At 61.8% G+C, this 12382-nt stretch carries 10 protein-coding genes; 1 reads left to right on the top strand and 9 read right to left on the bottom strand.

Annotated features, from left to right (window positions below):
* Nucleotides 1-145: 145 nt before the first annotated feature.
* Nucleotides 146-2833, top strand: a complete 2688-nt coding sequence (locus FHW37_RS01255) for a DNA translocase FtsK (RefSeq protein WP_145631577.1) — start codon at nt 146-148, stop codon at nt 2831-2833.
* A gap of 209 nt (nt 2834-3042) precedes the next feature.
* On the opposite strand, the gene FHW37_RS01260 is transcribed toward FHW37_RS01255, so the two are convergent.
* The 9 genes from FHW37_RS01260 to FHW37_RS01300 all read right to left on the bottom strand — a co-directional run bounded on the left by FHW37_RS01260 (nt 3043) and on the right by FHW37_RS01300 (nt 11890).
* Nucleotides 3043-3399 (bottom strand): endonuclease domain-containing protein, encoded by a 357-nt coding sequence (locus FHW37_RS01260; RefSeq protein ID WP_145631580.1) that lies wholly within the window; start codon nt 3397-3399, stop codon nt 3043-3045.
* Nucleotides 3400-3543: 144 nt separating this feature from the next.
* Nucleotides 3544-5010, bottom strand: a complete 1467-nt coding sequence (locus tag FHW37_RS01265) for an HAL/PAL/TAL family ammonia-lyase (RefSeq protein WP_145631583.1) — start codon at nt 5008-5010, stop codon at nt 3544-3546.
* Nucleotides 5007-6008: an ornithine cyclodeaminase family protein gene (locus FHW37_RS01270; protein WP_145631586.1), complete on the bottom strand. Its 1002-nt coding sequence runs from the start codon at nt 6006-6008 to the stop codon at nt 5007-5009. Before FHW37_RS01270 ends, FHW37_RS01265 begins: the two co-directional genes overlap by 4 nt.
* Before the next feature lie 29 nt (nt 6009-6037).
* On the bottom strand, nt 6038-7354 hold the full coding sequence (locus tag FHW37_RS01275; protein WP_145631589.1) for an LLM class flavin-dependent oxidoreductase: 1317 nt from the start codon (nt 7352-7354) through the stop codon (nt 6038-6040).
* Between the two features lie 2 nt (nt 7355-7356).
* Nucleotides 7357-8427 (bottom strand): LLM class flavin-dependent oxidoreductase, encoded by a 1071-nt coding sequence (locus tag FHW37_RS01280; protein WP_246690628.1) that lies wholly within the window; start codon nt 8425-8427, stop codon nt 7357-7359.
* Nucleotides 8428-8514: 87 nt separating this feature from the next.
* Entirely contained in the window at nt 8515-9447 is a 933-nt protein-coding gene (locus tag FHW37_RS01285; RefSeq protein WP_145631592.1) for an ABC transporter ATP-binding protein, read from the bottom strand.
* Nucleotides 9444-10085 (bottom strand): ABC transporter permease, encoded by a 642-nt coding sequence (locus FHW37_RS01290; RefSeq protein WP_145631595.1) that lies wholly within the window; start codon nt 10083-10085, stop codon nt 9444-9446. Before FHW37_RS01290 ends, FHW37_RS01285 begins: the two co-directional genes overlap by 4 nt.
* A 10-nt stretch (nt 10086-10095) precedes the next feature.
* Nucleotides 10096-10713: an ABC transporter permease gene (locus FHW37_RS01295; RefSeq protein ID WP_145631598.1), complete on the bottom strand. Its 618-nt coding sequence runs from the start codon at nt 10711-10713 to the stop codon at nt 10096-10098.
* A gap of 295 nt (nt 10714-11008) precedes the next feature.
* Nucleotides 11009-11890: a glycine betaine ABC transporter substrate-binding protein gene (locus tag FHW37_RS01300; protein WP_145631599.1), complete on the bottom strand. Its 882-nt coding sequence runs from the start codon at nt 11888-11890 to the stop codon at nt 11009-11011.
* Nucleotides 11891-12382 lie beyond the last annotated feature (492 nt).

Genomic DNA, 12382 nt, shown 5'->3' on the forward strand with positions numbered 1-12382 from the left:
GCGACATTCCTGCCACGGTAGGGTCGATTTTTTGCGGCCGTTTCATCACTTCCGTGACAAAGGCCGGGCGCGGCAACTCGTGGTTAACGTTTGTTTTATATTCAGGACTTTCGTGCCCCTGTTTCTCGATATGGTTCATTGGTGAATGCGTTTGTTTGGTTCGCGATTTCCTGAGTTAAACGACAAGCAATCGACCGCTCCCGCAGCGGAAGAAAACGGCAGCGCCCACCGCGACGGCGCCTATGAAGACCCGAATCACACCGCCCGGAATCCGGCAGCAACGGCTGCGGACAAGCCGGAAGACGGTGCTGCCCTGCCGGCATGGCAGAAAGCCTTCATGCTGGGCCCGACCGTGCGCTTCACCCGCACGCCGGAAAAGATTTCCAATCGTGGTGCTGGCGACCAGACGGCAGTCGAAGATGCGCAGGCAACACCTGCGGCGCCGGCAACTGCCGAGCGCCCCAAGACGGCACCAGCGTTCTCGGCGCCCCGAGTGACCACTCCCTCAATCCAGGCACCACAGCCAGCCGGCCGCCTGCCCGGCGCCCGTCCGCTGATCAGCGATCTTCGTCAGGCACTGAAAGCCGCCGAGGCATCCTCGGCGCCGGCCCAGGCACCGCAGAGCATCAATCCGGCCACTCCCGCGCATGGTGCGGGTGTGAATGCCAACGGGATCAATGCCGCACCTGCCGGCCAGCAACGCATGAACGTCATTCCAAATGCCAATACGTCCGCAATGAAACAGCAGAATCACATGGGTGCGACCAATCCGGCACCCGCCGCCCAGCACACCGCGGCCCAGCCCGCGACCGCCACCACTCCCCGCCGGCCGATGTCCTATCTACCGGATCATCTGCTCTGGGAAATGTTGAGCCTCGGCCCGGGCATGGAAGCCGGTGCGGGCGAATCCACCTCCGCCACGCATATTCTTCATCGCAACAACCAGCAGCTTGCAGCCGCCATGGCCGAACGGCAGCAGCAGGCCGCGTCGGTGCACCCGGCCGCCCCGGTACAGGCAGCAGCCGTAGAGCCCGAAATCCGTCATCCGCTGGCCGAAACCGGTGAAGCCGGCGCGCTGCGTCTTTATCGCGAGATCACCCTGCGATCGGCAAATCAGGCCCCGGTCGAGGCCGCACCTGAGACGGTCGAAACGTCTCCCGTTGCAGAACTCGTGCAGGAAATCCCGGCTCAGCCCGTTCAGTCCGTGTCAGTGCCTGTATCGGTAAAATCCATCCGGCCGGCCCCGCATTTCCGGGTCGATACGCCCGTCGTCGACGGTTATGAATTCCCGTCGATCGAACTCCTTCAGCCCCCGGAAATCCGCCAGGAAAACCCGATCACCCAGGAAGGCCTCGAACAGAGCGCCGGTCTCCTGGAAAGCGTCCTGGAAGATTTCGGCATCAAGGGCGAGATCATCGACGTGCGCCCTGGCCCGGTCGTGACGCTCTACGAATTCGAACCGGCCCCCGGCGTCAAATCCTCGCGCGTCATCGGCCTTTCGGAAGATATCGCCCGCTCCATGTCGGCGCTCTCCGCCCGCGTCGCCGTCATTCCCGGCCGCAACGTCATCGGCATCGAACTGCCGAACCCGGTGCGCGAAACCGTCTATCTGCGCGAACTGGTGGAAAGCGAAACCTACGCCAATACCGGCTTCCGCCTGCCGCTCTGCCTCGGCAAGACGATCGGCGGCGAACCCGTCGTCGCGGAACTGGCAAAAATGCCGCATCTTCTCGTCGCCGGCACGACCGGTTCCGGCAAGTCGGTCGCCATCAACACGATGATCCTGTCGCTGCTCTATCGCTACACGCCGGAACAGTGCCGCTTGATCATGATCGATCCGAAGATGTTGGAACTCTCCGTCTATGACGGCATTCCGCACCTCCTCTCGCCCGTCGTCACCGACCCGAAAAAGGCCGTTCTGGCGCTGAAATGGGCGGTGCGCGAGATGGAGGACCGTTACCGGAAAATGTCGCGCCTCAACGTGCGCAATATCGACGGTTTTAACGCCCGTGTTGCGCAGGCTTCGGCTTCCGGCGAGACCATCTCGATCAACGTTCCGGTTGGTTTCGACCGCCAGACCGGCGAGCAGACTTTTGAACAGCAGGACATGGACCTGACGGCCCTGCCCTATATCGTCGTCATCGTCGATGAAATGGCCGACCTGATGATGGTCGCCGGCAAGGAGATCGAAGGCGCGATCCAGCGACTGGCGCAGATGGCCCGCGCCGCCGGCATCCATATCGTCATGGCGACGCAGCGTCCCTCGGTCGATGTCATCACCGGCACGATCAAGGCCAATTTTCCGACCCGCATCTCCTTCCAGGTGACGTCGAAGATCGACAGCCGCACCATCCTTGGCGAACAAGGTGCCGAAAACCTGCTCGGCCAGGGCGACATGCTGCACATGATGGGCGGCGGTCGCATCGCCCGCGTCCACGGCCCGTTTGTGTCGGACCGGGAAGTCGAGCGCATCGTCGCGCACCTGAAGACGCAAGGCCAGCCGGCCTATCTCGGCAGCGTTACCGAGGACGAGGAAGAGGACGAAGAGGAAATCGAAGAAGCACCGGTCTTCGACAAGTCCTCGATGGGCGAGGAAGACCGCGACGAGCTGTACGAACAGGCGATCAAGGTCGTCATGCGCGACAGAAAGTGCTCGACCTCCTACATCCAGCGCCGCCTCTCCGTCGGCTACAACCGCGCCGCCTCGCTGGTGGAGCGGATGGAAAAGGACGGGCTGGTCGGTCCGGCCAATCATGTCGGCAAACGCGAGATTTTGAGCCAGCGGGCGCAGGATCGGGCGATGGATGTGCCGGTGGAGGATGATGAGGAGTAACCGAGCTCGCTCCTTGTCGATGAGATTGGCGGAGACGGTGCGCCCAGCCGATCTCCCCCCATGTGGGGGAGATGTCAGCGAAAGCTGACAGAGGGGGGTAGCAACGGTTCAGGAAATTCAAAGATTGAACGGGTGCGAGGCACCCCCCTCTGCCCTGCCGGGCATCTCCCCCACAAGGGGGGAGATCGGATAGAGGCACACTCTTCGCCTCACGTCTCCCCGATAACGATCAGGACATGCAGGCAAACATTATCGATATCAGCCAATACGTCCTGGTTCCAAAAACGCAGCACAGTCCAGCCATCACGTTCAAGACGCTGTGTGCGGGCGTTGTCGTAGGCGATATCCTCGACATGCTGCAACCCGTCGATTTCGACAATCAATCTGTGGCTGGCACAGCAAAAGTCGACGATATAACCCGCAATCGGCACCTGCCTGCGAAAGCTTAAACCTCCCAGACGGTGAGCGCGAACGGCATTCCAAAACTTAACCTCCGCATCCGTCATCACCTTGCGCATGCGCTTGGCATTGGAGCGTCTCTGTGGCGGGACGGGAGCATGCGGCATGCCATGCTCCTTCTGATGGGGTAATCGCAGAATGCTGTAAAATAGATACCCGACCTATACTTACCCGCATACCGTGTTGAGGCCTATACCCCCTCTGTCACTTCGTGACATCTCCCCCACAAGGGGGGGGAGATCCTTGGGAGCCTACCGCAGCCGCTCCGCCAGCGCCGAAACCATCACACCGAGCGGCCTGTCTTCCGTCGCAAACGCCGCAACGCCCCGCACCAGCTCATAAGCCTCCTGCGTCCCCGCCCCGCACCGGTGCCCTTCACGAAAATCCACGGCCTGCGCCGCCGCCAGCATTTCGCAGGCGATCAGCAGCTGCCACGAGCCGAGCATCTCGCCCACCTTGCGCATCGCCAGCACCGATTGCGTCGCATGATCCTCGACGCCTTCCGAGACCGCGAGGAAATCCAGCATGACCGGATTGGCCTTGTGGCGGATATCGGCCAAAAGCGCCGTCACCGTCTTTTGCATCGGCACGAAACCGGCCGATGGACCGCCCACGGCCGAGAGATATTTTGGCAGGCCGTTGCGACCCGAGCCGGTCAACTGGATGAAACGGGCGGCGGAGGCAGACGCCGCCTGCGCAATCGCAAGACCCAGCGTTTCGAAGGCAAGCGACAGAGCCGGCGTGTGGAAATTGCCGGTGGACAGCACGCGGCCTTCATCAAGGATGACGAGCGGATTGTCCGGCGCGCCATTGAGCTCGATCTCGACAGCCTCGATTACCCGCTGTAGCGCATCCGCAAGCGCGCCATGGATGGGCGCGGTGCAGCGCAGGCTGAGCGGGTCCTGAATGGCCGCCGAGGCTTCATGCAGCGAAGAGCCCGCGAGCAGATCGGCGACCAGCGCCGCTTCCGCCACCTGCCCCGCCGCGGGCCGGGCCGTCTGGATCGCAGGCGAGAGAATGCGCGGATTGCCGCCCAGCCCCTCAAAACTCAGCGCCACCGCCTGCCGCTGCCGCTCGAACAGGTTCTGCACATCGACGAGCACGAGCGCGCCCTCGCCGGCCGAAACCGCCGAGGCATTCAGCAGCGAAATCCCGTCCTTCGGCTGCAACACCGCCGGTTCCAGACCTGCCCGCTCCAGAGCTTCCGCCGCCGGATAGGTAACGCCCTGATAGTCCGCCTCGCCTTCGCCAACCAAGGCGCGGGCCATGGCCGAGAGAAGCACGAGATCACCGGCGCCGATCGAGCCGATCGACGGCATGACCGGCGTCACACCGGCATTCAGCATCGCCATCAGCGCCTCGAACACCGAGGGCGAAATGCCCGACCCGCCAACTGCGAGCATAGAAAGCCGGGCTGCGATGATCGCTCTTGCGGCATCGCGCGAAAAAGCCGGGCCGACAGCCATGCCGCGACCGCGGATCAATTGCAGCTGGAAGGCGGCAAAGTCTTCGGTGACCGCCGTCTTCAGGTTGGCGCCGAGGCCGGTATTCATCCCATAAATCTGCTGGCCGGAGGCGGCGGCACTTTCGAGGATCAGCCGCGCCTCGACGAGACGGGCAATAACCCGCTCGTCTGCCGCCACCTGCGCATCGCCGCGCGCGATCGCAGCGATATCCGCGATCGTCCCCCCCTCGCCTGTCAGCCGGATCGTCGTCATGCGAAACGCAGCCTCTGGCCGATGTTTTGCGCCTTCGCCTTGGTCAAAAGCGCCGAGCCGAGGGCAATATCGCTGAGCGACAGGCCGCGATGCCAGAGAAGGATCGTTTCGTCCTCGCTCTGGCGGCCGGGTTTCAGGCCGGCGACGATCTGGCCGAGTTCGGCATGCAGCGTCTGCTCGGACAGCTTGCCGGCCTCGACATGGGCGCGCAGCGAGCCGAATTTTCCGCCCTTGCACTGGCCCCAGTCATCCACCACCATCTTGTCCATGATGTCGGTCAGCGAAAATTCTATCGCGCTCATCGTGCCATAAGGCACGACGAAGGCGCCCTTCTTGATCCATTCCGTCTTCAGCATCGGCTCAGGGGCGTTGAGGCGCGAGGCCTCGACAACAATATCGGCGCCCTCGACGCAATCCTGCCAGTTGTCGGTAACGGTGATCTTCTTGCCAAGATCCTTTTCCAGCTTGGCACCAAAGGCATCGCGGCTTTCCGGGCGACGGGAATGGACGCGGATCTCGTCAAAATCGAAGAGATGGTCGAGAAGCCGCACGTTCCAATAGGCCGTGCCGCGCGCGCCAATATGGCCGAGCACCTTTGAGCCTTTACGGGCGAGATGTTTGGCGCCCATCGCGGTGACGGCGCCGGTGCGCATATCGGTGATCACGGTCGCATCAAGAATGGCCTTCGGCACGCCGGTCCTCGGATCGAACAGGTTGAGCACGCCGAATTCCGAGGGGTAACCGAGCTTGTAATTGTCGACATAATCGCCGACCACCTTGATGCCGGCGAGGCCGAGCGGCGCCACGTAACCGCGCAGCACGTTGAAATGGCCGTGGAAGCTCGCATCCGGCTCCAGATGCACGCGCGGCTCGATCACCGTTTCGCCTTTGCCCTGGGCGCCGAGCGAGGTTTCGATCGCGGCGAGAATCTCGTCATTGGAAAGGTCGAGCGCCTCGATGTCGAAGGCATTCAGGTAGTCGATATAGATCGGGTCCATAAGCATCTCGCATTCATCGTTTCGTGGGGTTACCGGCTGGCCGGAGCACCCACACCAAGGTTTTGCCGCAGCGTGCGGCCTTCATAGTCGTCGCGGAAAAGACCGCGGCGGCGCAGTTCCGGCACGACCAGCGTCGTGAAATCCTGCAGCCCGGACGGAAACAGCGGCGCCATGACATTGAAGCCGTCGGCAGCACCCCCAGCGAACCGTTCCTCCATCGCATCAGCGATCTGAACCGGCGTGCCGACCACCTGCCAGTGGCCGCGGGCGCCGGCAAAATGCCGAGCCAGTTCTCGGATCGACAGACCTTCGCGCTTGCCGAGATCGACGATCAGCTGCTGGCGGCTCTGGATCAGATTGGTGGGCGGCATTTCGGGCAGCGGCCCGTCGAGCGGATAGGATGACAGATCCTGAATGCTGAGATAGCTCGCGAGCAGCGCCACGCCGACCGGATCGGGAATAAGCTCCTGCAGCGCCCGGTGTTTCGCCTTCGCCTCTTCATCGGTGGCGCCGACGATCGGCGAAATGCCGGGCATGACCTTCAGGTCGGTCTTCGCCCTTCCGTATTTTGCAAGCCGCGCCTTGACGTCGGCATAATAGGCCTGCGCCTCGCCAATCGTCTGCGAGGCGGCGAAGACAACATCGGCAGTGCGGGCCGCAAGCTCCTTGCCGACATCGGAAGCGCCGGCCTGAACCATGATCGGTCGTCCCTGCGGCGAACGCTGGCTGTCGAGAATGCCATCGACAGCAAAATGTTTGCCGTGGTGATGAAGCGGATGCAGTCTTGTGCGATCGGCAAATGCCGCGCCATCCGCCGGCAGATAGGCGCCGTCCTCGACGCCATCCCAGAGTTTTAGCGCCGCATCGGCAAATTCTTCGGCGCGTTCATACCGCTCCGAATGCGGCCGAAGCCCGCTTGCCGCAAAATTTTTCGCTTCAAGCTCGCTGGCGGAGGTGACGAGGTTCCAGCCGGCACGGCCGCCGCTCAGGGAATCGAGAGTGGCGAAGGCGCGCGCCAGACCATAGGGCTCGTTATAGGTCGTCGAAGCAGTTGCAACGATGCCGAGATGGGTGGTGTTGACGGCGATGGCAGCCAGCAGGCTCAGCGGTTCGAAGGCGGTCGAACGGGCGGCCTGGCTGGCGAGATCGGCATTGCGTTCACGGATCGCGGCGGCGTCCTCGATGAAGATCATGTCGAATTTTGCCGCTTCGGCGATCCTTGCCAGTTCGATGAAATGGGCAATGTCCGAACCGGCATCCGCATGCGCATCCGGATGCCGCCAAGCGGCGATATGGTGGCCGCCGGCCATGAGGAAAGCGCCGAGTTTCATATGACGTTCGCTCATCGTCACGCCTCCTTCGCCGGGTGGGTGAGATGCGGAAGGGAAAGTCGTCCACGCAGCGTTTCTCCCTCCCCGACCGAACCACGCCGGGCAAGTTTGGGAGCGACATCGGCTACGAAAAGCCGCGCCATATCCAGCGTCGGCGGCAATATGGTGAAACCATCGAGGCCGAGCGAGGCGGCCAATTCCGTCATCCGACCCGCGATTGTGTCCGCTGTACTGACGATCCTGATGCCGGAAAGCGGCTGTTCGGCTCGATCCGCCTCAACAAAGGCCAAAGCGGCACTTGCCGCATCCGCCGCCTCGGCAGTTTCACCGATGACGGGCACGAGATTGGCAAGGATGCGCACATCCGCACGCTTCTTTCCGCAGGCCGCGACGGCCTGAACGGCATCCTCCGTCATAGCGGTCAGGTCTTCGACCGAACGCGCGCCGAGAAAAAGCACGTCTCCCGCAATGGGCGCTCCGGCCCCATCAAAAACCTGCGCCACGACCGGCCTGCCCTGTGGCGAAGGATTGACGTTAAGCGGCCCGCGCACGGAAAAATGCACGCCCTTGTGGTTGAGCACATGCATCTTTTCCGGATCGAAAAAACGCCCTTCGGCCTTGTCGTATAAAAAGGCATCCGGCTCGTAACTGTCCCAGAGGCCGGTCACGACATCAAAATATTCCGCATCGCGCGCCGGATCGCCGGAGGGAATGGCGAGCCAGCCAAGCCGCCCCTTGCCGATCAGATCGAGCGAAGCGAAACGGCGGGCGAGATTGTAAGGCTCGTGCTGCGCCATCGCGGCTGCCGCAACAAACCCGATCCGGGGCGTCTTCGAAGCCAGCGCCGAGGCCAGCAAGGTGGGCTCGAAAGGGGTCGCAACGGAGGATGGAGTCTCGGCCGGCCGCAGCCCCAGCCTGTCGGCCAGAAGCACGAAATCGAAACCGGCAGATTCGGCGGCGGTCACCTGCGCCAGCAACGCATCAAAACCGAGTTTCTCGACATTCCGCGCATGTTCCCAGGCTCGCGGATGATGGCCAAAGGGCGTCAGGGAATAACCGAGATACATGGTTTCAAGCCTTGCAAGCATTTTCGGCAAAACTGCGAAACGGTTTTGAGGCCGAAAATGCGAAAAACAGAAGGAAAGACCACCCCAGGCGATATCACCAGGGGTGGTTCAGATCTTGAAGATCGCATCCCGCGTCAGATGACCGGTCACGGCCCCATGATCATCGGCAACGGCAATCATGTCCGAATTGGCGGCGACCATCAGCGACAGCGCATCACGCAGATTGGCGGTTGCAGCAACGCTCGGACCGGAAGCAGCCGGCGCGCCCGCCACCATCGCATCGGCAACCGTGAACAGGCTCAACCTCTTGATCGCCCGGTCGATGCCGACGAAATTGGCGACGAAATCGTCGATCGGTTTCGACAGGATCGTGTCCGGCGTATCGTATTGCACGATTTTTCCGGTCTTCATGATGGCGATCCGGTCACCGAGACGGATCGCTTCGTCGAGATCGTGGGTGACGAGAACCACCGTCTTTTTCACGCTTTTGAGGATCTGCTTGAACTCGTCCTGCAGGCGCGTGCGGGCGATCGGGTCGATCGCGCCAAATGGTTCGTCCATCAGAAGTACGGCCGGATCGGCGGCCAGCGCGCGGGCAACGCCGATGCGCTGCCGCTGGCCGCCGGAAAGCTGGCGCGGATAACGTTTCAGCATTTCCTTCGGGTCGAGGCCGACGAGGTCGAGCAGTTCCAGCGTGCGGGTATCGATCCGCCTCTGGTCCCAGCCGAGAAGTTTGGGCACGGATGCGATGTTTTCGGCGATCGTCATATGCGGGAAAAGCCCGACATTCTGGATGACGTAACCGATCTGCCGGCGCAGAAGCACGGGATCTGCCTCCGTCACATCCTCGCCATTGACGAAAATGCGGCCTTCGGTCGGCTCGATCAGCCGGTTGATCATCCGCATCGTCGTCGTCTTGCCGCAGCCCGACGGGCCGATCAGCGCGACGGTCGAGCCTTCCGGCACGTCAAGGGTCAGGTTATCGACGGAGGGCGCGCCGCTTTCGGCATAACGCTTGGTGACGTTCTCCATACGGATCATGCGGCGGTTCTTTCTGCAAACAGTCTTTTCTCGGCAAAACCGAGGATGAATTCGGTGCCGAGCGCCAGCACGGCGATCGGCACGGCGCCGACGAGAAGGCGCGACATGTCCATCATGCCGATGCCGACGGCGATGAAATCGCCAAGCCCGCCGCCGCCAATGAAGGGCGCCAGCGTCGCACCGGCCAGGACCTGCACGGCCGCCGTGCGGGCGCCGGCGAACATGGCGGGGGCGGCGAGCGGAATGCGGATCTTCCACAGAACCTGGCTGCGATCCATGCCCATGCCGATCGCCGCCTCGATGGAATCGGGATCCACGTCACGCAGACCGACATAGGCATTGAGCAGGATCGGCGGCAGCGCCAGAACCGTCAGCGCCACGATCGACGGCATCAGGCCGATGCCGAGAAGCGGCATCATGATGGCCAGGATGGCAAGGCTCGGAATGGTGCGCAAGCCATTGACGACATTGATCACCCCGAAGGCGAAACGACCGTAATTGACGATCAGGACGGCCAGCGGCAGGGCAATCACCAGCGCGATCGCCAGCGACACGCCTGACATGATCAGGTGCTGCCACAGCGCCCGCAAAAACTGCTCCTGATGGGTGGCGACCCAGAGAACGGCTTGGCTCAGCATCTCGCCCTCCTCACTGCCAACGGACGACCGCGCGTTCGGCGCGGGTCAGAAGAAAATCGAACCCGATGGCAAGAGCCGCCGTCAGCACGGCGCCGACAAAGATCTTTTCGGGATATTCCTGGTCGATGCCGATCAGGATGATCGTGCCAAGCCCGCCGCCATCGATGAAGGCTGCGACAGTGGCAATGCCGATCGTCGTCGCCAGTGCGATGCGTGCGCCCGAGACGATCAGAGGCAAGGCGAGCGGCAGTTCGATGCGGAACAGCCGCTGCCACGGCCCGAACCCCATGCCGTCTGCCGCATCGAGAACATCGGCAGGCACGGAGCGCAGGCCGGTCACGACATTACGCAGCAGGATCAGCAGGCAATAGGAGGAAAGCCCGATCAGAACCGGTTTCATGCCAAGCCCGACAAACGGGATGAGCAGCGCAAACAGCGCAAGGCTCGGAATGACGAAGATCACATTGGCGACAGTCAGTGCAACGGCATAAAGCCGCGGCCGGCGCGCGCAAAATATGCCGACCACGAGCGCGATGACGAGGCCGATCAGCACCGCGACGATCGACAGGACCAGATGCTGCCATAAGGCGAGCCCGATTTCGGGAAGATGTTTGGGTGCCCAGTTCAAAGGTTTTTGAAACTCTCTGTCATGCAGTCAACAAAGATGCGGCGAGTGCTGGAGCATCGCCGCATTTTTTAGCGAAGGAAAGCGAAACCCGTCGGGTTAAACGCATATTCAAAAAGACCCCTCCCCACCCTCCCCACAAGGGGGAGGGCTTAACCCAGACGATCCGCCGAGGCGCGATCGAGGCAAGAGAGTGCCGCGAGTTTTCTCCCCCCTTGTGGGGGAGATGGCCGGCAGGCCAGAGAGGGTCTTTTGTCATCTGCAACAGACCTGAAATCTGCCGCTTTCCCTCAAAAAATCAGATGCCCTGCGACTTCAAGAATTCGGCCGCGACATCCTTCGGCTCTTCCTTGTCGCGATCGACCTTGGCGTTCAGCGTGCGCATGTTCTCGTTGTTGAGAAGCGGGCTGATCCTGTTGAGGACTTCGGCGATCTTCGGGTTCTTGGCGAGCGCGTCCTGGCGGACGACCGGAACCAGGTAGTAGGGCGGGAAGAGGTTCTTGTCGTCGGCAAGTACGACGAGCTTGTTATCGGCGATCTGCCAGTCAGTCGCAAAACCGTAGGAGACGTCGAGATCCTTGCTGGTCAGCGCGCTGTAGCGGATGCCGAGCTTGGCAAAAATCTTGAATTCCTTGAACTCGATGCCGTAGACGCTCTTCAGGCCCGGCAGGCCGTCCTTGCGGTCACCAAAGCCGCCTTCGGCGCCGAAGGTCAGGTTCTTCGAGGCCGGACCGAGATCGGTCAGCGTCTTCAGCTTGTATTTTTCAGCCGTTTCCGGAAGCGTGATGATCGCATAACCGTTGTTGATCTTGGTCGGATCGAGAAGCGTCAGCTTCAGGTTCTTCTCGTAATAATCCTTGACCTCGCCATAGATCTTGTCGGCCGAACCGGAGAGATCACCCTTGACGACGGCAGCCAATGCCGTGCCGGTATATTCCGGATAAAGGTCGATCTCGCCATTGGTGAGCGCCGTATGGGCCACCAGCGTCGCGCCGAGATTGAGGCGGCGCTCGACGGAGAGGCCGGCCTTTTCGAGCGCCTGGGCGTAGATTTCCGCCACGACGAACTGCTCGGTGAAATTCTTGCTGCCGATCTTGACGTCGGCGGCGTTTGCCGAAGTTGCGGCGGTTGCGCCCAGTACGGCACCAACCAGCATTCCTGCCCAATATTTCAAATGCATATCTCAAGTCCCCTATGCGTACAGTGTCGTACAAACGCTTTATAATCGCCCGGCTTTTCGCAGGCGCGCGACGGAATGCTATTTTTTCGAGCTTCGTGAGAAGAAATATAACGTGCTCGGCTGGCTTTCGCTGCAGAACGTGGCGTGGCGACCGCACATCGTCAATCCCGCACACCCGAATCCGGTCAATCTTTCTTGCGGCGGCAGAAAGCTGACCTTTGCTGAAAAGCCGTCGCGGCCTTGATTTTCACCGGATCCGGCCCTGCCTGCATCCCAGGCAAGCGAAACAGCTTTCCTGAATTGGCACGGAACCTGCTTGTTACAACCTCACTGGGTCCAATTTCCGCGGACAACCAGAAGAGGGGCATTTATGACAAAGATTACAGGCAACAGCATTTATCGCATGCCGGTCGCCACCGGCCTTCGCCGGATCGGGCTGGCAGGCATTGCAGCGCTCGCGCTCGTCGCAGCCCAGCCGGCCGTCACCTGGGC

This window comes from Neorhizobium alkalisoli (assembly GCF_007829835.1).
In the GTDB taxonomy this organism is placed as follows: domain Bacteria; phylum Pseudomonadota; class Alphaproteobacteria; order Rhizobiales; family Rhizobiaceae; genus Neorhizobium.